The organism is Pseudomonas paraeruginosa, from assembly GCF_003025345.2.
In the GTDB taxonomy this organism is placed as follows: Bacteria; Pseudomonadota; Gammaproteobacteria; order Pseudomonadales; family Pseudomonadaceae; genus Pseudomonas; species Pseudomonas paraeruginosa.
In genome coordinates this window covers 5,305,537-5,329,108 of record NZ_CP020560.1, presented here as the reverse complement: position 1 = coordinate 5,329,108, position 23,572 = coordinate 5,305,537, and the positions used below count along the sequence as shown (strand labels likewise).

Genomic DNA, 23,572 nt, shown 5'->3' with positions numbered 1-23,572 from the left:
GTCCTGTGAGGGCTGGCGCCGTCGTTATTCCGAACCCGCCATGGCGGATAACCGCGAGCGGTCATTCTTCCTACGCGACGGGCGCCACTTGGCAGGCGCTACCCGCCGAGCGGATGGCTGGCGTCAGCGACCGAGGTAGACCTCGATCACCTGTTCGTCGGCCTGTACCTCCGCCAGCGAGCCTTCGGCCAGCACATGGCCCTGGTGCAGCACGGTGACATGGTCGGCGATGCTGCCGACGAAACCCATGTCGTGCTCCACCACCATCAGCGAGTGCTTGCGCGCCAGGGACTTGAACAGCTCGGCGGTGAATTCGGTCTCGGCGTCGGTCATGCCCGCGACCGGTTCGTCGAGCAGCAGCAACTGCGGTTCCTGCACCAGCAGCATGCCGATCTCGAGGAACTGCTTCTGGCCATGGGACAGCAACCCCGCCGGGCGCCGCCGCGACTCCAGCAGGCGGATGGTGGCGAGCACCTCCTCGATGCGTTCCTTCTGCGCGCCGTCGAGCCGCGCGCGCAGGCTGGCCCACACCGACTTGTCGGCCTTCTGCGCCAGTTCGAGGTTCTCGAACACGCTCAGGGCCTCGAACACCGTGGGCTTCTGGAACTTGCGGCCGATCCCGGCCTGGGCGATCTGCACCTCGCTCATGCGGGTCAGGTCGAGGGTGTCGCCGAAATACGCGGTACCGCTCTGCGGGCGGGTCTTGCCGGTGATCACGTCCATCAGGGTGGTCTTGCCGGCGCCGTTGGGGCCGATGATGCAGCGCAACTCGCCGACGCCGATGTACAGGGTCAGGTCGCGCAGGGCCTTGAAGCCGTCGAAGCTGACGTTGATGTCTTCCAGGCTGAGGATGGTGCCGTGGCGCGCGTCCAGCCGGCCGCTGGTGGCGGCGCCCAGGCCGATGGCGTCGCGGCCGCTGCCGGCGGTATCCAGACCGGGGTGGAAGGCCGGTTCGAGCATCGGGTGCGGTGTGGCTCTCATTACTCCTTCTCCTTGCGCAGCAGGCCGAGCAGGCCGCGCGGCAGGTACAGGGTGACGAGGATGAACAGCGCGCCGAGGAAGAACAGCCAGTATTCCGGGAAGGCCACGGTGAACCAGCTCTTCGCGCCGTTCACCACGCCGGCGCCGAGCAGCGGCCCGAGCAGGGTGCCGCGCCCGCCGAGGGCGACCCAGACGGCGGCCTCGATGGAGTTGGTCGGCGACATCTCGCTGGGGTTGACGATCCCAACCTGCGGCACGAACAGCGCGCCGGCGAGGCCGCAGAGCACCGCGCTCAGGGTCCAGACGAAGAGCTTGTAGCCGCGCGGGTCGTAGCCGCAGAACATCAGGCGGTTCTCGGCGTCGCGCAGCGCGGTGAGGACCCGGCCGAACTTGCTCCGCGCCAGGCGCCAGCCGAGCAGCAGGCTGGCCGCGAGCAGCGCGACGGTGGCGAGGAACAGCGCGGCGCGGGTGCCCGGCGCGGTGATCGGGAAGCCGAGGATGCTGCGGAAATCGGTGAAGCCGTTGTTGCCGCCGAAACCGGTCTCGTTGCGGAAGAACAGCAGCATGCCGGCGAAGGTCAGGGCCTGGGTCATGATCGAGAAGTACACGCCGCGGATCCGCGAACGGAAGGCGAAGTAGCCGAAGACGAAGGCCAGCGCGCCGGGCACCAGCACCACCAGGCACAGCGCCCAGAGGAAGTGCTGGGTGCCGGCCCAGTACCAGGGCAGTTCGTTCCAGGAAAGGAAGCTCATGAATGCCGGAAGGCTGTCGCCGGCGGCCTGGCGCATCAGGTACATGCCCATGGCGTAGCCGCCGAGGGCGAAGAACAGCCCGTGGCCGAGGGACAGCAGGCCGGCGTAGCCCCAGACCAGGTCGAGGGCCAGCGCGACGATGGCGTAGCAGAGGATCTTGCCGGTCAGGGTCAGGCTGTAGGCGGAGACATGAAGCGCGCTGTCCGGCGGCAGCAGGTGCAGCAGCGGCATCGCCAGCAGCACGGCGAAGGCCGCGCCGAGCGCGATGCCGGTGACGCGGACGCCGGCCTTGCGGGCGAGGCTGACGGTGAGTGGCTGGTTCAATCGATGACCCTCCCTTTCAGGGCGAACAACCCCTGCGGGCGTTTCTGGATGAACAGGATGATCAGCGCGAGGATCAGGATCTTGCCCAGTACCGCGCCGATCTGCGGTTCGAGGACCTTGTTCGCCACGCCCAGGCCGAAGGCGGCGAGGACGCTGCCGGCGAGCTGGCCGACACCGCCGAGCACCACCACCAGGAAGGAGTCGATGATGTAGCCCTGGCCGAGGTCCGGGCCGACGTTGCCGACCTGCGACAGGGCTACCCCGCCGAGCCCGGCGATGCCCGAGCCGAGACCGAAGGCGAGCATGTCCACGCGCCCGGTGGGCACCCCGCAGCAGGCCGCCATGTTGCGGTTCTGGGTCACCGCGCGGACGTTCAGGCCGAGCCGCGTGCGGTTCAGCAGCAGCCAGGTGAGCAGCAGCACGAACAGGGCGAAGCCGATGATGACGATGCGGTTCCACGGCAGCACCAGGTTCGGCAGCACCTGGATGCCGCCGGACAGCCAGGCCGGGTTGGCCACCTCGACGTTCTGCGCGCCGAACAGCACCCGCACCAGCTGGATCAGCACCAGGCTGATGCCCCAGGTGGCGAGCAGGGTTTCCAGCGGTCGGCCGTAGAGATGGCGGATCACAGTGCGTTCCAGGGCCATGCCGATGGCGGCGCTGACGCAGAATGCCACCGGCAGCGCCAGCAGCGGGTAGAGCGCCAGCCATTCCGGCGCCAGGCGCTGGAGCAGCAGTTGCACGACGTAGGTGGAGTAGGCGCCGAGCATGAGCATTTCGCCATGAGCCATGTTGATCACCCCGAGCAGGCCGTAGGTGATCGCCAGGCCGAGCGCCGCGAGCAGCAGGATCGAGCCCAGCGACAGGCCGCTGAAGGCCTGGCCGAGCAGGTCGCCGACCAGCAGCCGGCGCTTGACCTGGGCCAGGCTGGTGGCGGCGGCGACGCGCACGCCTTCCTCCGGTTCTACCGCCGGGTCGAGCAGGTTTTCCAGGCGGGTCCGCGCCAGCGGGTCGCCGGACTCGCCGAGCAGGCGCACGGCGGAAAGGCGCAAGGCCGGGTCGGGATCGTTCAATTGCAGGTTGGCCAGGGCCAGGCCGAGGGCCTCCTTCACGCCGGCGTCGCTCTCGATCCGCAGGCGCGCTTCGAGCAGCGGCCGCTGCGCGGCCCTGGCGGTCTTTTGCAACTGCTGCGCGGCGGCCAGACGCTGCGGCACGTCGTTGGCCACCAACTGGTGGCTGGCCAGGGCGGTGTTGAGCAGGCCGCGCAGGCGGTTGTTCAGGCGCAGCGGCTTCGGCTCGCCGTCCGGCGGGGCATCGCCCTCGGCGGCCTGGAAACGCTGGTTGGCGCCGAGGAGGAACGGCTGCTGGTGGCTGTCCAGCGCCACGCGGTTGTGGCGCAGCGCTTCGAGAAAGGCCAGGCGTCCCGCGTCGGGCGTCGCCGCCCAGTGTTCGAGGAGGCGGGCGCGGGCGCCGTTGTCGGCGGCGGCGAAGTCCTGGGCCGGGCCGGCCTGCGCCGGCGCGGCGAGGAGGCTGGCCAGGGCCAGGGCACAGGTCTGGAGCAGGCGGGTGAGGTGGGCAAGGGACATGCTGGGGTTCCTGGACGACGTGCGGTGTGGCCGGTCGGTGCCCCTTTCCCTGAAGGGAGAGGGGGCTGTCCGGCGCGTGACCGGGGCGTCCCCGTTCCGTGCAGGGGAGCGCCTGGCCAGGGGGACAGGGTTTTTCACGGCAGAACTCAGTCGCTCTTCGCCGCGTAGTCCGGCTTCTTCTCGTTGCCCGGAATGAACGGGCTCCAGGGTTGCGCGCGGAGCGGCTCGGGGGTCTTCCAGACCACCTCGAACTGACCGTCGTCCTGGATCTCGCCGATCATCACCGGCTTGTGCAGGTGGTGGTTGCTCTTGTCCATCACCAGGGTGTAGCCCGACGGCGCCTTGAAGCTCTGTCCGGCCATGGCCTCGCGGACCTTGTCGACCTCGGTGCTGCCAGCCTTCTGTACCGCCTGCGCCCACATGTGGATGCCGACGTAGGTGGCCTCCATCGGGTCGTTGGTCACCGCGGTGGCGTAGTTCGGCAGGTTCTTCGCCTTGGCGTAGGCTTTCCAGTCGGCGACGAACTTCTCGTTGACCGGATTGCTCACCGACTCGAAGTAGTTCCACGCCGCCAGGTTGCCGACCAGCGGCTTGGTGTCGATGCCGCGCAGTTCTTCCTCGCCCACGGAGAAGGCCACCACCGGCACCTCGGTGGCTTCCAGGCCCTGGTTGGCCAGTTCCTTGTAGAACGGCACGTTGGAGTCGCCGTTGACGGTGGAGACCACCGCGGTCTTGCCGCCGGCGGCGAACTTCTTGATGTCGGCGACGATGGTCTGGTAGTCGCTGTGGCCGAACGGCGTGTAGACCTCCTGGATGTCCTTGTCGGCCACGCCCTTGCTGTGCAGGAAGGCGCGCAGGATCTTGTTGGTGGTGCGCGGGTAGACGTAGTCGGTGCCGAGCAGGAAGAAGCGCCTGGCGCCGCCGCCGTCCTCGCTCATCAGGTATTCCACCGCCGGGATCGCCTGCTGGTTCGGCGCCGCGCCGGTATAGAAGACGTTCGGCGAAAGTTCCTCGCCCTCGTACTGCACCGGGTAGAACAGCAGCCCGTTGAGTTCCTCGAACACCGGCAACACCGATTTGCGTGACACCGAGGTCCAGCAACCGAAGACCACCGCGACCTTGTCCTGGGTCAGCAACTGGCGGGCCTTCTCGGCGAACAGCGGCCAGTTCGACGCCGGGTCGACCACCACCGCTTCGAGCTTCTTGCCGTTGACCCCGCCCTTGGCGTTGATCTCGTCGATGGTCATCAGGGCCATGCCCTTCAGCGAGGTCTCGGAGATCGCCATGGTCCCGGACAACGAGTGGAGGATGCCGACCTTGATGGTTTCGGCGGCCTGGATCGACCAGGACAGGCCCATGGAAGCGATGGACGCGGACAGCGTGAAGGCCTTGAGCAGACTGCGACGTTTCATTGGTGTTGTTCTCCATTCACCAGCGGTCGGGGCGGCAGTTTTCAGGAGGCGTCGTGCTTGTCGTCGGGGCATCCGTCCCTGGGGACGGCGGGGTGCGCACTGCGGCCTGGATCTCTTCGCTGAGGCTCCAGAGCAAAGGCTGTGCCTCTTCTTGGCGCTGGCCGGCATCGGGCGGCGAAAAGGCGTCGCGAGGCGCCGGTGGAACATGCCGAGGAGACCTGGCCATGCCGGGGCAGGCTGCGTTTTCAACGGGGTTTCGCCGGATATCCACGAAGAAGCGCTCGTGGGCGCCGGATGGGAAGACCTCGCGCTGACGTCCCTCCCTACGGCCGGCGGCGCGTCCTGGGGATCGCCGCCGTTCCGCTCGGGCACCATCGCGGTGCGTCCGGGTACGGCATCCAGGGCGTCCGCCTCAGGCTGGTGCGCTCAGCCGGGGAACAGCGATCCCTTCAGGCCGGTGACGATGATCTGTGCCGCCAGCGCGCAGACGAACAGACCCATCAGACGGCTGACGATCTGTAGCCCCTGGTCGCCGAGCAGGCGCTCGATGCGGTCGGAAAGGTACAGCGTGGTGCCGAGGGTCAGGCAGGCGAGGAAGATCGCCACCAGGGAGATCAGCTTGGCCTCCCAGCCCTGGCCGACGCCCATCACCAGCAGCGCGCCGATGGTGCCGGGGCCGACGGTGAGGGGAATGGTCAGCGGGACGATGGTCACGTCCTGCTGCACGTTGTCGCTCTGCACCGCCGCGCGGCCCTGGGCCATGCCCAGGGCGGAGATGAACAGCACGCTGCCGGCGCCGATGCGGAAGGCGTCGGCGGTGATGCCGAAGAGGATGAAGATGTAGCGGCCGAACAGGTACAGCGCGACGCTGGCGATCAGCGCCGCCAGGGCCACGCGCCAGGCCATGCGCTTGCGGTCGCGCGGGCCGAAGCCGCGGCTGAGGCTGATGAAGCAGGACAGCACGAAGAAGGGGCTATAGAGCACCAGCATCTTCAGGTAGACGCTGAACAGCAAATGCATGGAGGCGCTTCCGGTCCGGGGGTGGGCATGAGCATAGCGTGCGACGGGCCGGCGCGATGTCCGGCGGGTTGGCAATATGCCGGTTCGCGTGGCAGGTGACAACGAGCCCGCGTGTCGGCGGACAACGCCGTCGGCGTCGGGAGTCGGGCGCCGCCTGGGTACAGGGCGAATAACCGCGTGCGGTTATCCGCCGTGGCGGAGGCCGGGTGCAGCGCCGGAGTACGTCGCTGCCCTCAGGAGGGCAGGGCGTCGCCCTGGCGGCGGCGGTCGCGTTCGCCGACCCAGTAGGCGATCAGCTCGCGCAGTTGCGACAGTTCCACCGGCTTGGCCATGTGCCCGTCCATGCCGACCAGCCGCGCGCGCTCCTTGTGCTCGCTGAGGATGTGCGCGGTGAGCGCCACCACCGGGGTATGCGGGCGCTGTTCGTGGGCTTCCCAGGCGCGTAGCTGCTCGGTGGCGGAGAAGCCGTCGAGCACCGGCATCTCGCAGTCCATCAGCACCAGGTCGTACTGGGTGGCCTTCATCGCGGCGAGCGCCTCCTGGCCGTTGCTGGCGGTGTCCGGCTGCAGGTTGAGCTTGTTCAGCATGCCGCGGATGACCTTGGTGGAGATGCTGTTGTCCTCGGCGACGAGGATCCGGAAGTCGCTCGGCAGGCTCGGCGCCTGCGCTTCCTTGGCCGGGTGGAGGTAGTTGGTGACGCCGCTGACGCCGCGCTGGGCGAGTTCGTCGGCGAGGGTCGCCTTGAGCGTATAGCCGGCCACCGGCTTGGCCAGGATGCGCTTGATCCCGGCGTTGCGGGCGATGATCTTGCTTGGCGCGTTGCTGATCCCGGTGAGCATGATCAGCAGGATGTCGTGGTTGAGGTTGGGGTCTTCCTTGATCTTCGCCGCCAGTTGCATGCCGGTCATGCCGGGCATGTCCTGGTCGAGCAGGACCACGTCGAAGTACTCGCGCAGGTGCGCCTTGGTGCGCAACTGGGCCAGCGCCTCCTTGCCCGAGGACACCGCGCTGACGTTCAGGCCCCAGCCGCTGCACTGCTGCAGGAGCACCTTGCGGCAGGTTTCGTTGTCGTCCACCACCAGCAGCCGCGCGCCCTGCAGCGGGCCGTCGAGGTCGGCGGTGGGGTTCTCCAGTTGCTGCGGGTCGAGCGGCAGGGTCAGCGACAGGGTGGTGCCCTGGCTGCTGCCGGACTGGATGCCGAACTCCCCACCCATCAGCCGCACCAGTTGGCGGGCGATGATCAGGCCGAGGTGGCTGCCGAGCTTGCTGGCGGAAAGGAAGTCGCCGCTGTGCAGCTCGGCGGTGAGCAGCGCCTCGCGTTCCTTGGCGTCGAACGGGTGGCCGCTGTCCTGCACGGCGATGCGCAGGCGCGGCGCCCCGCTCTGCTCGTCGAGGGCCACCACCAGCAGGATCTCGCCTTCCTCGGTCTGCTTGAACGCGTTGTCCAGCAGGCTCAGGACCACCTGGCGCAGGCGCGTCGGATCGCCGCCGATGACCCGCGGCACCTGCGGCTGGGTGAAGCTGATCAGCTCGATGCGCTGCTGCTCGGCCTTGACCCGGAAGATATCCAGGCAGTCCTCGATCAGCGCGTTGAGGTCGAACTGCACTTCGTCCAGCTCGATCTGCCCGGACTCCAGCTTGGAGATGTCGAGGATCTCGTTGATCAGCGTGAGCAGCTCGTTGCCGGCGCTGTGGATGGTCTGCACGTAGTCACGCTGCTTGGCCGACAACGGGGTGCCGAGGAGCAGTTCGGTCATCCCCAACACGCCGTTCATGGGCGTGCGGATCTCGTGGCTGATCTTGGCCAGGAACTCGGCCTTGGTCTGCAATTCCGCGGTGTGCGCCGCCTCGCTGGTGCGCTGTTGCAGGTTGAGCTGCTGGATCAGCCGCTGGCGTTCGGTGAGCGAGACGCTCAGGACCAGCCCGGCGAGGGTGGCGAAGCTGAACACGCCGAGCACCAGCCAGCCCGGATCGAGTTGCCTGGTGCCGAACAGTACCGGCAGGAACACCATGAAGCCGGCGTTGAACACGATCATCCCGGCGACGATCAGGCGCGCCGGCTGGTAGCCGCGATACCAGTGCCAGGCCGCGACCAGCGGGACGCTGAGCGAACTGAGGATCACCAGCAGGTAGATCAGCCAGCTGAACCAGAGTTGCTGGGTGAAGGCGATGATCGCGCCGACCGCCAGGATCAGCAGCGCCTCGCCTTGCAGCAGACGGTTCAGGCGGCTTTCCGCGGTGCCGCGGAAGAAGCTGCAGGCGAACCACAGCAGGCTCACCGCGGCGCCGAGGGCACCGAGGTCGGCGGTCAGCGACTGGTTGAACCTGAGTCCCGGCAGCCAGAACGCCACCAGCCCCAGGTTGGCCGCGGCGCAGACCGCCAGCGCCGCGTGCACAGCCGCCAGCCACAGGCTGCTGGCGCTGCGCGAGTAGGCGAAGCGGATCAGGTTGTACATCAGCAGCAGGAGCATGCCGCCGAGCAGCATGCCGAAGGCGTAGGCCGGCTTCTCCAGGCCGACCAGGCCGGCTTCGTCGATCTGGTCGAACCAGGCCATCAGCGGATGGTTGGAGGTCATCCGCACGTACAGGGTCATCGGCTTGCCGTCGACCGGCAGCGAGAACAGGTAGGAGCGCGACGGCAGCGGGCGTTCCTGGAACGGTCGCGACTCGCCGGTGTGCTGGTCGCGGACCAGCTGGCCGTCCTGCACCAGGTAGTAGTCCAGGTACTGCACGCGCGGGGCGAAGATCCACAGCCAGCTCGGCGCCTTCTGTTCGGGCAGTTGCACCTGTAGCCAGACCGCCTGGGTGCTGGCGGGGAAGATGAAGGAACGCTTGGCCAGCGGACGGAACTGTTCCTTGCGCTGCAACACGTCGGCGATCCGCAGCTGCGCGCTCTCGTCGCGCAGCACGCGCCAGTTCTGGTTGGCGCTGGGGGTAGTGGCGGTGGTTTGCAGGGGAACGCTGGAAACGCCGGAGTCGTCCGCGACCGCCGGCGAGATCGGACCGAGCAGAAGCAGCAGGCAGCTGACGAGTAGTCCTATGGCGATCCGAAGCCGTACCACGGCGAAGTCCCTTCGAAGGTGAATGGCCGGATTATAGCCAAGTGGCCGTGGCAACGGCATAGGCCGCGCAAGCGCCGCGGCCTCGGGTCCGGTCAGGACTCGCCGCACTCGCGGGCGATGGCACGGTAGCCGATGTCCTTGCGGTAGAAGCAGCCGTTCCAGCGGATCTTCCCGGCCAGGCGATAGGCCTGCTGCTGGGCGGCGGACACGCTCTCGCCGATGGCGGTGGCACAGAGCACGCGGCCGCCGGAGGTGACCACCTGGCCATCCTTCAGCGCGGTGCCGGCGTGGAACACCTTGCCGTCCAGCGCGGCGGCCTCGGCCAGGCCTTCGATGACCTCGCCCTTGGCGTAGTCGCCCGGATAGCCGCCGGCGGCCAGTACCACGCCTACGGTCGGACGCGGGTCCCAGGTCGCCTCGACCTTGTCCAGCGCCTTGGCCAGGGCGGCCTCGACCAGCAGCACCAGGGAGGACTCCAGGCGGACCATGATCGGCTGGGTTTCCGGATCGCCGAAGCGGCAGTTGAATTCGATGACCTTGGGCGCGCCGCTCTTGTCGATCATCAGGCCGGCATAGAGGAAGCCGGTATAGACGTTGCCTTCCTCGGCCATGCCGCGCACGGTCGGATAGATCACTTCGTCCAGCACCCGCTGGTGGACCTCGGCGGTGACCACCGGTGCCGGCGAGTAGGCGCCCATGCCGCCGGTGTTCGGCCCGCTGTCGCCGTCGCCGACACGCTTGTGATCCTGGCTGGTGGCCATCGGCAGCACGTTCTTGCCGTCGACCATGACGATGAAGCTGGCTTCCTCGCCGTCGAGGAACTCTTCGATCACCACGCGCGAACCGGCGTCGCCGAAGGCATTGCCGGCGAGCATGTCGCGCACGGCGGCTTCGGCTTCGTCCAGGCTCATGGCGACGATCACGCCCTTGCCCGCGGCCAGGCCATCGGCCTTGATGACGATGGGCGCGCCCTGCTCGCGCAGGTAGGCCAGGGCCGGCTCGACCTCGGTGAAGTTGCGATAGGCGGCGGTGGGGATCCGGTGGCGGGCGAGGAAGTCCTTGGTGAAGGCCTTGGAACCTTCCAGCTGGGCGGCGCCAGCGGTCGGGCCGAAGATATCCAGGCCGCGCTCGCGGAACAGGTCGACCACGCCCGCCACCAGCGGCGCCTCGGGACCGACGATGGTCAGCTGGACGTTCTTCGCGGCGAAGTCGGCCAGTTGCTCCAGGGCCAGCACGTCGATGGCGACGTTCTCGCACTTGGCCTCGGTGGCGGTGCCGGCGTTGCCCGGGGCGACGAAGACCTTGGCCACGCGCGGGTCCTGGGCGACCTTCCAGGCCAGGGCATGTTCGCGACCGCCGCTGCCGATGATGAGTACGTTCATGGGATTCTCCTGGCGCAACGGCGGATAACGCGCCGCGTTATCCGCCCTGCGTGAAATTCGTGGGTAGGGCGGCTGACCGCGTCGCGCTCAGCCGCCGTGATACTCAATGGCGGAAATGGCGCATGCCAGTGAACACCATCGCGATATCCGCCTCGTCGGCCGCCGCGATCACTTCGTTGTCGCGCATCGAGCCGCCCGGCTGGATCACCGCGGTGATGCCGGCCTTGGCCGCGTTGTCGATACCGTCGCGGAACGGGAAGAAGGCGTCGGAAGCCATCACCGCGCCTTTCACTTCCAGGCCGGCGTGCTCGGCCTTGATCGCGGCGATGCGGGCGGAGTTGACCCGGCTCATCTGGCCGGCGCCGACGCCGACGGTCTGGCGGTTCCTGGCGTAGACGATGGCGTTGGACTTGACGAACTTGGCCACCTTCCAGGCGAAGATCAGGTCGTGGATCTCCTGCTCGGTAGGGGCGCGGCGAGTGACGATCTTCAGGTCCTCGGCCTTGATCATGCCGATGTCGCGACTCTGTACCAGCAGGCCGCCGTTGACCCGCTTGAAGTCCCAGCCCGGGGCGCGCTCGGCTGGCCATTCGCCGCATTCGAGCAGGCGTACGTTGGCCTTGGCGGCGACCACCTCGCGAGCGGCGGCGGAAATCTTCGGCGCGATGATCACCTCGACGAACTGGCGCTCGACGATGGCTCTGGCGGTTTCGCCGTCCAGCTCGCGGTTGAAGGCGATGATGCCGCCGAACGCCGATTCGCTATCGGTGGCGTAGGCGAGGTCGTAGGCCTTGCGGATGCCGCCTTCGTCTTCCGGCACCACGGCGACGCCGCAGGGGTTGGCATGCTTGACGATCACGCAGGCCGGCTTGAGGAAGCTCTTCACGCATTCCAGGGCGGCGTCGGTGTCGGCGACGTTGTTGAACGACAGTTCCTTGCCCTGCAACTGGATGGCGGTGGAGACGCTGGCCTCGCCCTTCTTCGCCTCGACGTAGAACGCCGCGCTCTGGTGCGGGTTCTCGCCGTAGCGCATTTCCTGGGCCTTGACGAACTGGCTGTTGAAGGTGCGCGGGAAGGCGCCGCGGTCGGCGGTGCCGAGGGTGTCGCGGGTCTGGTCGATGGTGCCCAGGTAGTTGGCGATCATGCCGTCGTAGGCGGAGGTGTGCTCGAACGCCTTGAGGGCCAGGTCGAAACGCTGGGCGTAGGTCAGGCCGCCGGCCTTGAGGGCCTCGACCACGGCGGAGTAGTCGCCGGCGTTGACCACGATGGCGACGTCCTTGTGGTTCTTCGCCGCCGAACGGACCATGGTCGGCCCGCCGATGTCGATGTTCTCGATGGCGCTCGGCAGGTCGCAGTCGGGCCTGGCCACCGTGGCCTCGAAGGGATACAGGTTGACCGCCACCAGGTCGATCGGCTTGATGCCGTGCTGCTCCATGACCGCGCCGTCGAGGTCGCGGCGACCGAGGATGCCGCCATGCACCTTCGGGTGCAGGGTTTTCACCCGACCGTCCATCATTTCCGGGAAGCCGGTGTAGTCGGCCACTTCCACGGCGGCGATGCCGTTGTCCCGGAGCAGCTTGTAGGTGCCGCCGGTGGAGAGGATTTCCACGCCGAGGGCGACCAGCTCACGGGCGAAGTCGACGACGCCGGTCTTGTCGGAAACGCTGATCAGCGCGCGGCGGATGGGCAGGCGGGTGGTTTGGTCGGTCATTGCAAGGGTCCTGAGGGCTGGCTTGCGGCCGCGGGTGCCGGCCGGGCGCGCGCCCTTGGCCGGAGCCCGCCGCCGCTCTTAAAGAAGGTCGTATTGCTTGAGTTTCTTGCGCAGGGTCCCGCGGTTCAGGCCGAGCAGCTCGGAGGCCTTGGTCTGGTTCCCCTTGACGTGGTTCATGACGGTTTCCAGCAGCGGCGCTTCGACTTCGCAGAGCACCATGTTGTACACGTCCGTGACCGGCTGCCCCTCGAGGTGGGCGAAATAGTTGTGCAATGCCTTCTCCACGCTGTCGCGCAGGGTCTGCCCTTCTTGCGTCGGCGTGGTGAGGTGCTGTTTCAGGTTGGCGTTGTCGCTCACGGGCGTTGTTCCACTCACTAAAGTCTCGGTCGTCATCGTTGTCATGCGGCCACCCCTGTTCCGTTGTTCTGGCGCTCGGCGAAGAACTGCCTGACGCTGGCGCACTGCGCATCCGTGTCCTGCAAACGATTGAACTGGGCGCGGAATTCCCTTGCGCCCGGCAGAGTCGCGAGATACCACCCCACATGTTTGCGGGCGATCCGCACACCCATTTCTTCCCCATAAAAAAGGTGCAGCTCCGCGAGGTGTTCGAGCAGGATACTCTCCACTTCGGGAAGCGGCGCCGCCGGCAGGTGTTCGCCGGTCCGCAGGTAATGGTCGATCTCGCGGAAAATCCACGGTCTCCCCTGGGCGGCCCGACCGATCAGCAGGGCGTCCACCCCGGTCTGCTCGATGACTTTCCTGGCCTTCTCCGGCGAATCGATGTCGCCATTGGCGAACACCGGTATCGACACGGCCTGCTTGATCGCCGCGATGGTCTCGTACTCCGCCTCCCCGGTGTACAGGTCGGCGCGGGTCCGGCCATGCACCGCAAGAGCCTGGATCCCCGCCTGTTCGGCGAGCCTCGCGACGGTGACGCCGTTACGGTTGTCCCGGTCCCAGCCGGTCCGGATCTTCAGGGTGACCGGTACGTCGACCGCCCTGACCACGGCATCGAGGATTTCGGCGACCAGCGCCTCGTCCCGCAGCAGGGCGGACCCCGCTGCCTTGTTGCATACCTTCTTCGCCGGGCAGCCCATGTTGATGTCGATGATCTGCGCACCGAGTTCCACATTGCGTTGCGCCGCCTCGGCCAGCATCGCCGGATCGCCGCCGGCGATCTGCACCGAGCGCGGCTCGTCCTCGCCATCGTGGATCAGGCGCAGGCGCGACTTGCGGCTGTTCCACAGGCGGACGTCGCTGGTCACCATCTCCGATACCACCATCCCGGCGCCAAGGCGACGGCAAAGCTGACGGAACGGACGATCGGTCACCCCGGCCATCGGCGCGAGGATCAGTCTGTTGGGCAGTGTATATGGGCCGATGCGTACCACCGACATGGGGCTTCCCTGTCTTGCGGTGCTGCGAAAAAAGGGAGGGCATGATACCCGCTCTGGATGACCGGATAAAGGCTGTTTTGGATAAATTCTGAACAGCCGCTTCCTTAGTTCTTACAGTTGGAAGACGAGCGGCACTTGCGTCCGGCGCCCTTCGCGAGCGGTTGGCCGTCGCGCTCCGTCGGCGACCGCAAGCGCGTTTCCGGTCATTCCGGAGAATGAAAGCTCAGGCTGTAGTTCACCGCCTTCGGTCCCGGGTCGAGGATGTCCAGCGACACGTGGATCGGGACCTGCGGCGGCATCTCCGTGCGGCCGGCCAGCTCGCCGCCCAGGTACTCGCCGGGCTTGAAGCGGCGGTTGGCGATCAGGTGGCCGTTGAGATCGGCGAAGCGCAGTTCCAGCAGAGGGAAGGGCTGCGAGAAGCTGGCGCGGTTGTAGATGATCGCGTCGACCACCAGCGCGCCGCTGAACTCGGGGTGGCTGCGGACCACCAGGTTGCTGCTCCTGATCTGCTCCACGTCGACCTTGGAGGGAAGGGTGCAGCCGATTTCCGGACAGAACTGGGCGAACCAGGGACGGTACGCGTCCTGCCGCGCCAGTTCGTCGAAGTGGTAGGCGACGTACTGCGCGGCGAGGCCGCCGAGCGCCAGCAGGATCAGCAGCAGCCAGCCGAGGCGGCGCGGCCACTGGCGCCTGGGCTTTTCCCAGGCCAGTTGCAGCGGTTCGTCGCGCAACTGGTCGAGACTCTCGACCGGCGCCTCGTCCGGTTTGCGGGCGCTGCCCTGGGGCGCGACGGACTGTTCCTCGGCGCTTTCCTCGTCGTCTTCATCCAGGGCGCTCAGGCCGTGGCGGCGCTTGCCGAGGCGGGGCTCGTCGTCGTCATCGAGGCTGAGGCGAAGTTCCGGCGGATCCTCGGCGCGGCGCAGCGGCACGAAGGATACCCGCTCTTCCGCCAGCGGTTCGCCGAGGCTCGGTTCCTGGCGCGGATTGCCGCGCGCCGGCTGGGCCGGTTCGGCATCGGCGATCAGCGCCTCGGCCCAGCGTTCGTCATGTGGATCGCGTTCGTCGTCGCGGCGCGCCAGCAGGCTTTCCGCCGGTCGCGGGGCTTTCTCGATGCTGGAGAACTCCTGGTCCAGCTCGAATTCGTCGAGCTTGGCCAGTTCCTCGTCGAGGTTGAGGCTGTCCAGGTCGAGGTCGTCATGGATCCACAGGGTTTCGTCGCGCGGGCGCGAAGCCGGGGCTGGCGTCGGCGTGGTGGCGGACGGGGCGGGTGGCGCCACCGCGGGCTGCGCCGGAGATGGCGCTGGCGCACTGGCGCGCGGCGCTCCGCCCACCTGGTGCTGCAGGGCGTTGAAGACTTTCAGGCAGGTGCCGCAGCGGACCGCGCCATTGGCGGCGCCCAGTTGCGCGTCGCTGACGCGGAAACTGGTGCTGCAATGGGGACATTGGGTGATGACGCTTTCGCTCATGCGGCGATCCGTAGGGAAAATCCGGCGGCTAGTCTACCCCAAGCTTCTTGCACGAAGGCAGTGGGGCGGGATCAGTGGTGGCTGGCGGCGCGCCATCAATCGGCGCGGCGGCGGCCGCTGATGCGGATCCAGCCCTCGCGTTCGGCAGTCGGGTCGAGATCGAAGTGTGCGGAGTAGGCCTCGCGTACCTCCTCGGCCTGCTCGGCGAGGATGCCGGACAGTGCCAGCAGGCCGCCGGGACGGACCAGGCCGGTCAGTTGCGGGGCGAGGGAAACCAGCGGGCCGGCGAGGATATTGGCGACCAGCACGTCGGCCTGCTGCCGCGGCAGGTCCGCCGGCAGGTAGACAGGGAACCGCGCGGGCTCGATGCCGTTGCGCGAGGCATTGTCGCGCGAGGCTTCCAGGGCCTGCGGGTCGATGTCGGTGCCGACCGCCCGTTCGGCGCCGAGCAGCAGCGCGGCGATGGCGAGGATTCCCGAGCCGCAGCCGAAGTCGAGCACCTGCCGGCCGGCCAGTTCCTGGCCGTCGAGCCATTCCAGGCACAGCGCGGTGGTCGGGTGGGTGCCGGTGCCGAAGGCCAGGCCCGGATCGAGCAGCAGATTGACCGCGTCCGGCTCCGGGGCGGCGTGCCAGCTCGGCACGATCCACAGGCGGCGGCCGAAACGCATCGGCTGGAAGTTGTCCATCCAGCTGCGTTCCCAGTCCTGGTCGGCGATTTCCTCGACATGGTGCTCGGGCAGTTCGCCGCCGGTAAGCAAGGCGAGGTGGGCGAGCAGGGCGGTCTCGTCGGTGTCCGCTTCGAACAGCGCCAGCAGGTGGGTGCGCGACCACAGCGGGGTGGTGCCCAGGTCCGGCTCGAAGATCGGCTGGTCTTCGGCGTCCATGAAGGTCACGGAGACGGCGCCGACTTCGAGCAGGGCATCTTCGTAGGTTTCGGCCTGTTCCGGGGTGATGGCCAGGCGAACTTGTAACCAGGGCATGGGGCGACCTCTGTTGCGGCTGTAAACGAAACGGGCCGCCCAGGGGCGGCCCGTTTTCCACCGCGCAAGCTTACTTGAGGCTAGCCGGCGCTGCCACTCTCTGCCGTGGCCTCGCCGCGCAGTTGCGCCAGGCCGCGATTGGCCAGGTGGCAGGTACCGCCGCCGAGCACCGCCGGCAGCAGCAGGTTGAGCAGCGGCACCAGCGCCAGGAGCAGTATCAGCAGGCCGAACAGCAACAGGCTGCCGCGGCGGGCGCGCAGCACGGCGAGCTGCTCGCCGGCATCGGCCAGCCCGGCCAGCGTGGCGGGCAGCAGGAAGCGGATGTTCAGGTAGGCCAGCGCCAGTAGCAGGAGTACACCGTTGTAGAGCGGAACCAGCAGGCCGACCAGGATCGATCCGGAAACGCCCAGCCAGGGCGCCAGGCGGAAGCCGGCGGCACGCCACAGCGAGATCCTTTCGCCGGAAGCGGGTGCCAGTCGCGGGTAGCGTTGGCGGACCTGCTCCTTCAGTTGTCCGAGCAGGCCGATGCGCAGGCCCAGGCGGATGCCGAAGACGATGCTGGCGGCGTACAGGGCGACGAAGAACAGCGCGGCATAGCCGACGAAATAGAACGCCAGTTGCGCCAGTCCCGCCAGGCCGTTGAAGGCCGCCAGCGGATCGAAGTACGGGCCACCGCTGCCGGCCTCGATCAGCGAGCCGTTGGGGATCAGGGCGAAGTTGGCCACGCTGAATGCCGTGTACAGCGCGGCCCAGCCGCAGAGGCGGATGATCGGTTCGAAGAAATGCACGAACAGCCAGGTGCACAGCACGCTGACGAGTATGCACAGGCCCGCGGAGCGGAAGAGGGCGGCGGGTTGCAGGCTTTCCCTGAAACCCAGGGCGAAGCAGGTCGCGGCCTCGGTCGCGGCGGCCAGCGATTGGCGGTACCAGCGGCGGATGCGTTCCATGCAGGAGTCCGGTGGTGGAGGGGCGACGAGGATAGCACCGTTGGGGCGGCCGGCAGGCGGAAACGACAAGGGCCGCCCGGAGGCAGCCCTTGTGCGCAGCGACTGACGGATCAGTGCTTGTCCATACCCAGTTTCTTCTCCAGGTAATGGATGTTCACCCCGCCCTTGCAGAAGGCGGCGTCGCGCACCAGGTCCTTGTGCAGTTCGGTGTTGGTCTTGATACCGTCGACGATCAACTCGTCCAGGGCATTGCGCATCCGCGCCAGCGCCTCGTCGCGGTCGGCACCGTAGGTGATGACCTTGCCGACCAGCGAGTCGTAGTTCGGCGGCACGCTGTAGCCGCTGTAGAGGTGCGAGTCGACGCGCACGCCGTTGCCGCCCGGGGCATGGAAGTGCTTGACCTTGCCCGGGCTGGGCATGAAGGTCTTCGGATCTTCGGCGTTGATCCGGCATTCCAGCGCATGGCCGCGGATGACCACGTCCTCCTGGCGGATCGAGAGCTTCTCGCCGGAGGCGATGCGCAGCATCTCCTTGACGATGTCGACACCGGTGACCATCTCCGATACCGGGTGCTCCACCTGCACGCGAGTGTTCATCTCGATGAAGTAGAAGCGGCCGTTCTCGTAGAGGAACTCGAAGGTGCCGGCGCCGCGGTAGCCGATCTCGATGCAGGCCTGGACGCAGCGGGCGAAGACTTCCTGGCGGGCCTTCTCGTCGATGCCGGGGGCCGGCGCCTCTTCGATCACCTTCTGGTGGCGGCGCTGCAGGGAGCAGTCGCGGTCGCCGAGGTGGATGGCGTTGCCCTGGCCGTCGGAAAGCACCTGGACTTCCACGTGGCGCGGGTTGGTCAGGAACTTCTCCAGGTAGACCATCGGGTTGCCGAACGCCGCGCCGGCCTCGGTGCGGGTCAGCTTGGCCGACTTGATCAGCTCGGATTCGTCGTAGACCACGCGCATGCCGCGCCCGCCGCCGCCGCCGGCGGCCTTGATGATCACCGGGTAGCCGACCTCGCGGGCGATCGCCAGGGCGGTCTCTTCATCTTCCGGCAGCGGGCCGTCGGAGCCCGGCACGGTGGGGACGCCGGCGCGCTTCATGGCGTCCTTGGCCGAGACCTTGTCGCCCATCAGGCGGATCACCTCGGCGGTCGGGCCGACGAAGGTGAAGCCGGAGCGTTCGATCTGCTCGGCGAAGTCGGCGTTCTCGGCGAGGAAGCCGTAGCCGGGGTGGATCGCGGTGGCACCGGTGACCTCGGCCGCGGCGATGATCGCCGGGATCTGCAGGTACGACTGGGTGGCCGGGGCCGGGCCGATGCACACCGATTCGTCGGCGAGCGACAGGTGCATCAGCTCGCGGTCGGCGGTGGAGTGTACCGCCACCGTCTTGATCCCCAGCTCCTTGCATGCGCGAAGGATGCGCAAGGCGATTTCGCCGCGGTTGGCGATCAGCACTTTTTCCAACATCGCAGGTTCCCCGCGGCTTAGACGATGGTGAACAGCGGCTGGTCGAACTCAACCGGCTGGCCGTTCTCCACCAGGATCGACTCGATGGTGCCGCTTACTTCGGCTTCGATGTGGTTCATCATCTTCATGGCTTCGACGATGCACAGGATGTCGCCTTTCTTCACGCTCTGGCCGACTTCGACGAAGTTGGCCGAGGTCGGCGAGGCGGCGCGGTAGAAGGTGCCAACCATCGGCGAGCGAACCACGTTGCCGTTCAGCTTCGGCGCGGCCGGGGCGCTTTCCGCGGCAGCGGCGGCCGGAGCGGCGGCTGCCGGTGCCGGCGCGGCGACCGGTGCGGCGAAGGCCGGAGCCTGTGCGTACACCGGCTGGGCGGCGGTCTTGCTGTGACGGCTGATGCGTACCGACTCTTCGCCTTCGCGGATTTCCAGCTCGTCGATACCGGACTCTTCCAGCAGCTCGATCAGTTTCTTGACTTTACGAATGTCCATTAGCGCTAGCACTCCCAGTGAGGTCAGGGGCGTTGAAGTTGTTCAAGGGCGGATTCCAGGGCCAGGCGGTAGCCTGTGGCGCCGAGACCGCAGATCACCCCTACCGCCACGTCGGAGAAGTAGGAGTGATGCCGGAAAGGTTCACGTTTGTGCACGTTCGACAGGTGCACTTCGATGAATGGGATGCTCACCGCAAGCAGCGCGTCACGTAACGCGACGCTGGTATGGGTGAATGCCGCCGGATTGATGATGATGAAGTCCACGCCTTCGTCGCGCGCGGCGTGGATCCGGTCGATCAGTTCGTATTCGGCGTTGCTTTGCAGATGCAGCAGGTGATGGCCGGCTTCGCGGGCGCGGCGCTCGAGGTCCTGGTTGATCTGCCCGAGGGTGGTCGAACCGTAGGTGCCGGGCTCGCGGGTACCCAGCAGGTTCAGGTTCGGCCCGTGCAATACGAGGAGGGTCGCCATTGTCTTGTTGATTGTCCTGTACAGGCTGCAAACGGCAAGCGGGCACTATGCCGGAATTTCCTTATGACTGTCCAGTCACTGTTAGATTGCAGTAGATCGCCGCATGTTGACCGGCAATTGCGGCAGAAGTGTGTCAGCGCATGTCACTGCCGGGTAGCGGCCCGGCGCAGCCGTTCGGCGAGCCCGGCGGCGTCGATCTCTCCGATGACGCGCAAGTCGCTCCATTCGTCACCGCCGGGGGCGAAGAACAGGATCGCCGGCGGCCCGAACAGGTTGTAGCGGTCCAGCAGGCTGCGCTGGGCCGGGTTGCTTTCGGTGATGTCGAAGCGCAGCAGGCGATAAGCCGGCAGTTGCGCCTGCACCGCGGGATCGGTGAGGACCTGGCGCTCGATGACCTTGCAACTGATGCACCAGTCCGCGTACCAGTCCAGCAGCACCGGCTTGCCGGCCTGGCGCGCCTCGGCCAGGGCGGCGTCCAGCTGCGCCGGGGTGGTCAGGTTCCGCCACTCGCCGGGCGTGCTCGGCGGCCCGGCGTGGATCGACGGCACCGAGCGACCCAGCGGGTGGATCGGATCCGACTCGCCCTGCAGGGCGCCGACCCAGGCGGCCACCGCGTAGGTCAGGAACATCAGGCCGAGCAGTTGCAGCAGGCGGCGTCCGGCGCTTTTCGGGGTGAATTCGAGGGCGCCCAGGGCCAGGCCGGCGCCGCCGGCGAGCATGCCCCAGAGCATCAGCGCCACCGGGCCGGACACTACCCGCTCCAGCAGCCACACGGCGACCGCCAGCAGGAGCACGCCGAAGGCATTGCGCACGCCGTTCATCCAGGCTCCGCTCCTGGGCAGCAGGGCGCCGCCGCCGGCGCCGAAGATCACCAGCGGGGTGCCCATGCCGAGACCGAGGGCGAACAGTTGCAGGCCGCCACCCCAGGCGTCGCCGCTGGCGCTGATATAGAGCAGCGAGGCGGCCAGCGGGGCGGAGACGCAGGGCGAGACCAGCAGGCTGGAGAGCACGCCGAGGGTCGCGGCGCCGAGGATCGAGCCGCCGCGTGCATCGCCGGCCAGGCGGTCGAGCGGCTCGCGGATGAAGCCGGGCAGGCGCAGCTCGAAGAAGCCGAACATGGCCACGGCGAACAGCGCGAAGAACGCCGCGAACGGCACCAGCACCCAGGGCGACTGCAACTGCGCCTGGAGGTTGAGGCTGGCGCCGAACATGCCCATCAGCGCGCCGAGCAGGGCGAAGCAGAGCGCCATCGGCAGCACGTAGGCGAGCGACAGGACGAAGCCGCGACCGCCGCCCGGGCGGCCGCGCAGGACCACTCCGGAGAGGATCGGCAGCATCGGCAGCACGCAGGGGGTGAAGGTCAGGGTCAGGCCGGCGAGGAAGAAGAACAGCAGGCTGCGCTTGCCCTTGTGCTCGAGCGGGCCCTTGCTGGCCGCGTCGCCCGTGGCCGGCGTCGCGGCGCCGCCGTCGATATCGAAGCGCCTGGTTTCCGGGGGATAGCAGAGACCCTTGTCGGCGCAGCCCTGGTAGGTAACCACCAGGGTATAGGGCTGCCGGGCCGGGTTGCTCAGGGGAATCTCCAGGTCGACGATGTCGTAGTAGACCTCGGTATCGCCGAAGTACTCGTCGTGGTGCTGCTTGCCCGCCGGCAACCGCACCTGGCCGAGGCTGACCTGGGCTGGCTCGACCTTGAACTGGAAGCGGTGGCGGTAGAGGTAGTAGCCCTCGGCGTTGACGAAGCGCAGCAGCACGTGCTGCGCGTCGCTGCGCTCGACGCTGGGCTTGAAAGCCTGGTCGACCTTGAGGAAGTCGCCGCCATCGACACTGCCGCCAAGGGGTGCGGAGGGGCGGCTATCGAACAGGCCCGCGCCGGCGGGCAGGGCGACCAGCAGGAGGATCAGGGTCAGCAGGCGGCGCATGGATATCTCGTCGGATCAAAAGCCGGAATGATAGCGGAAAGCCGGGCCCGATCGAGCCCCGTGCGGCTGATCAGGTCCTGCCCCGGTTCCGCTGAACCGAATCCGACCGGTTCGCCGGGAAGCGGTTCCGCCGGCGCCTTGCGGCACGTCGCCGCAGGCTCACAGGCGGAAGGCCTGCACCGTGGTGCGCAGGTCGCCGCCCAGTTGCCGCAGTTGCTCGCCCTGTTCGCGGCTGTGGCCGATCAGGCGCAGGTTTTCCCCGCCCAGGGCGTGGATGCGTTCGCTGTGCGAGCGAATCTCGCCGACCGCCTGGCTCTGCTGGGTCGAGCCTTCGGCGATGCGTTCGGCCATCACGCCGATGGTGTGGATCGCGGCGACCACTTCGTCCAGCGCGCCCTCCGCCGCGCCAGCCTGTTCGGCGGTGCGTTCGGCGTGCTCGACCTGGCTGCGCATGGCCTCCACCGACTGCCGCGCGGCCTGCTGCAGGCGGCCGATGAGCTGCTGGATCTCCTCGGTGGCGCCGGCGGTGCGCTGGGCCAGCGAGCGGACTTCCTCGGCGACCACGGCGAAGCCGCGGCCCTGGTCGCCGGCGCGGGCGGCCTCGATGGCGGCATTGAGGGCGAGCAGGTTGGTCTGTTCGGCGATCGAGCGGATCACCGTCAGCACGCTGCCGATGGTCGCCGACTCCTCGGCCAGGCGTTCGATCGACTGGGCGTTGCCCTGCACCTCGTCGACCAGCTCGCGCAGGCCGCCCAGGCTCTGGCCGATCACCCGCTGGCCGTGTTCCACCGCCTGGCCGGCGCTGCGGCTGGCGTCGGCGGTCTGGCTGGCATCGCCGGCAACCTGCTGGATCGCCGCCTCCATGTCGCCGAGGGCGTCGCGGATCTGCCCGGTATCGCCGGCCTGGCGCTCGACTCCGGCGTGCAGGCCGCTGCTGACCTCGGCCAGGGTCTGGCTGCTGCCGGCGACCTGTTCGGCGCGGCGGTGGATCGCGCCGACCAGCTCGGCAAGGAAGCTGCGCAGGCGGTTCAGCGAGTCTTCCAGATTGCGCAGGTCTTCGGTGCGGGTACGCAGGGCGATGGGCCGCGAGAAGTCGCCGTCGGCCCAGGCCGAGAGCGCCGGCACCAGTTGCCCGAGCACCCGTGCCAGGCGCCGTTGCAGGCTGTCGATGGCGAGGGCGATGAGCAGGATCAGCACGATCATCCCACCCTGGATCAGGCGCACCTGGCCTTGCAGGCGCTGGCGCTCGCCGCGCACCTGCGGTTCCAGGGTGGCCAGGGCCTGGCGCACCGCATCGAGCCTGGAACCGGTGTCGGCGGACAGTTGCTGGCGCCGTTCGATCAGGTCGCGGGTGCGGCGCAGCTCGTCCGGATAGCGCTGCAGCAGGCTGGCGAGTTCGCGTCGCAGGGTCACGCCGCGGTCTTCGGCATTGCCGGCGCCGGCCTCGGTGGCGCCGGCCAGCCCCATCATGGCGGCGAAGTCGTCGCTGGCCGAGCGTTGCTCGTCGAGCACGCCGAGCAGCGGCAGGGCGTCGATCCGCCCGGCCTGCTCGCGCAGGCTGGCCAGCTCGCGCTCGACGTCGCCGGCCAGCGCCGGGTTGGCGCTTTCCACCAGCTTGGCGCGGGCCAGGCTGAGGCGGGTCAGGTGCAGGCTGGCGAGCAGCAGCGGCGGGCGATAGGCGCCGGCCCGGGGTTGATCCGCCGCGGCCTCCAGGTAAGCGGACCATTGCTCCAGGTTGCCGGCCAGGTCGCGCTCGGCCTGCAGCAACAGGCCCTGCGGGTCGCCGGCGAGCTTGCCGGCGGCGAGCAGCTCGCCGGCGCTGAACCCGCGCAGGTCCGCGAGGCTCGGCGCGAGGGTCCGCGCCAGTTCCGGAGGCAGCTGGGGCAGGGCCTCTTCGAGGTGATCCAGGGCTTGCAGCGCCGCCTGCTGGCGCACGGCGTCGCCGCTGCCGAGGTATTGGCGGATGTTGCGCGCGACCTGTTCGTCGAAGCGCTGCGACAGCTCCAGGTAGCGATCGAGCAGCTGGAACGGACGCTCCATGGCGCGCTGCGACCACCACAGGGTGATTCCCAGGGCGAGGCAGACGGTGAGCAGGAGCAGGGTGTTGAGGTTGGTGAGTTGCTTGAGGCGCATGACGGGTCTCGTCCGACAACGGAACGGCGAGACCGCAGGTTATTTCCGTTCGGTTACCACGTAATGACAAAGCGCCATTAGCCGG

18 protein-coding genes are annotated in these 23,572 nt (G+C 68.1%); all 18 read right to left on the bottom strand.

Translation table 11 applies throughout. The features are described 5' to 3' along the window. Positions 1-123 precede the first annotated feature (123 nt). The 18 genes from urtD to ctpL all read right to left on the bottom strand — a co-directional run bounded on the left by urtD (position 124) and on the right by ctpL (position 23,487). A complete protein-coding gene (gene urtD, locus B7D75_RS25280; protein ID WP_069734907.1) occupies positions 124-981 on the bottom strand; it encodes an urea ABC transporter ATP-binding protein UrtD in 858 nt (285 codons plus the stop codon). Further along, positions 981-2,057 carry an urea ABC transporter permease subunit UrtC gene (urtC, locus tag B7D75_RS25275; RefSeq protein WP_107114539.1) on the bottom strand — a complete coding sequence of 359 codons (1,077 nt, stop codon included), beginning with the start codon at positions 2,055-2,057 and terminating at the stop codon, positions 981-983. Before urtC ends, urtD begins: the two co-directional genes overlap by 1 nt. Continuing rightward, positions 2,054-3,643, bottom strand: coding sequence for an urea ABC transporter permease subunit UrtB (gene urtB, locus B7D75_RS25270; protein ID WP_058129777.1), 1,590 nt, complete (start codon positions 3,641-3,643; stop codon positions 2,054-2,056). Before urtB ends, urtC begins: the two co-directional genes overlap by 4 nt. A gap of 146 nt (positions 3,644-3,789) precedes the next feature. Beyond that, positions 3,790-5,055, bottom strand: coding sequence for an urea ABC transporter substrate-binding protein (gene urtA, locus B7D75_RS25265; protein ID WP_107114538.1), 1,266 nt, complete (start codon positions 5,053-5,055; stop codon positions 3,790-3,792). Positions 5,056-5,481: 426 nt separating this feature from the next. Next, entirely contained in the window at positions 5,482-6,075 is a 594-nt protein-coding gene (locus B7D75_RS25260; RefSeq protein ID WP_003095417.1) for a MarC family protein, read from the bottom strand. A gap of 233 nt (positions 6,076-6,308) precedes the next feature. Next, entirely contained in the window at positions 6,309-9,137 is a 2,829-nt protein-coding gene (gene retS, locus B7D75_RS25255) for a hybrid sensor histidine kinase/response regulator RetS (RefSeq protein ID WP_033997462.1), read from the bottom strand. 92 nt (positions 9,138-9,229) lie between these two features. Further along, entirely contained in the window at positions 9,230-10,519 is a 1,290-nt protein-coding gene (gene purD / locus B7D75_RS25250; RefSeq protein WP_107114537.1) for a phosphoribosylamine--glycine ligase, read from the bottom strand. Positions 10,520-10,622: 103 nt separating this feature from the next. Then, entirely contained in the window at positions 10,623-12,230 is a 1,608-nt protein-coding gene (gene purH / locus B7D75_RS25245) for a bifunctional phosphoribosylaminoimidazolecarboxamide formyltransferase/IMP cyclohydrolase (RefSeq protein WP_058175422.1), read from the bottom strand. A gap of 78 nt (positions 12,231-12,308) precedes the next feature. After that, positions 12,309-12,632 (bottom strand): DNA-binding transcriptional regulator Fis, encoded by a 324-nt coding sequence (gene fis, locus B7D75_RS25240; RefSeq protein ID WP_003121116.1) that lies wholly within the window; start codon positions 12,630-12,632, stop codon positions 12,309-12,311. Then, positions 12,629-13,627, bottom strand: a complete 999-nt coding sequence (gene dusB, locus B7D75_RS25235; protein ID WP_003155438.1) for a tRNA dihydrouridine synthase DusB — start codon at positions 13,625-13,627, stop codon at positions 12,629-12,631. The genes fis and dusB overlap by 4 nt, the downstream gene beginning before the upstream one ends. 203 nt (positions 13,628-13,830) lie before the next feature. Next, complete coding sequence (locus tag B7D75_RS25230) at positions 13,831-15,093, bottom strand: DUF3426 domain-containing protein (protein ID WP_107114536.1); 1,263 nt, start codon at positions 15,091-15,093, stop codon at positions 13,831-13,833. Positions 15,094-15,188: 95 nt separating this feature from the next. Further along, a complete protein-coding gene (gene prmA / locus B7D75_RS25225; protein ID WP_058136723.1) occupies positions 15,189-16,073 on the bottom strand; it encodes a 50S ribosomal protein L11 methyltransferase in 885 nt (294 codons plus the stop codon). Between the two features lie 80 nt (positions 16,074-16,153). Then, positions 16,154-17,020: an EI24 domain-containing protein gene (locus B7D75_RS25220; protein ID WP_058129778.1), complete on the bottom strand. Its 867-nt coding sequence runs from the start codon at positions 17,018-17,020 to the stop codon at positions 16,154-16,156. Between the two features lie 110 nt (positions 17,021-17,130). After that, the gene (gene accC / locus B7D75_RS25215) at positions 17,131-18,480 is read right to left on the bottom strand and encodes an acetyl-CoA carboxylase biotin carboxylase subunit (protein WP_003095391.1); all 1,350 of its coding nucleotides are present in this window, start codon (positions 18,478-18,480) and stop codon (positions 17,131-17,133) included. 17 nt (positions 18,481-18,497) lie between these two features. Further along, on the bottom strand, positions 18,498-18,968 hold the full coding sequence (gene accB, locus B7D75_RS25210) for an acetyl-CoA carboxylase biotin carboxyl carrier protein (protein WP_003110495.1): 471 nt from the start codon (positions 18,966-18,968) through the stop codon (positions 18,498-18,500). A gap of 23 nt (positions 18,969-18,991) precedes the next feature. After that, complete coding sequence (gene aroQ / locus B7D75_RS25205) at positions 18,992-19,435, bottom strand: type II 3-dehydroquinate dehydratase (RefSeq protein WP_003095385.1); 444 nt, start codon at positions 19,433-19,435, stop codon at positions 18,992-18,994. A 143-nt stretch (positions 19,436-19,578) separates the two neighbouring features. Further along, positions 19,579-21,354: a protein-disulfide reductase DsbD gene (locus B7D75_RS25200; protein ID WP_107114535.1), complete on the bottom strand. Its 1,776-nt coding sequence runs from the start codon at positions 21,352-21,354 to the stop codon at positions 19,579-19,581. 159 nt (positions 21,355-21,513) lie between these two features. After that, positions 21,514-23,487 carry a methyl-accepting chemotaxis protein CtpL gene (gene ctpL / locus B7D75_RS30145; RefSeq protein ID WP_107114534.1) on the bottom strand — a complete coding sequence of 658 codons (1,974 nt, stop codon included), beginning with the start codon at positions 23,485-23,487 and terminating at the stop codon, positions 21,514-21,516. Between the last annotated feature and the right edge of the window lie 85 nt (positions 23,488-23,572).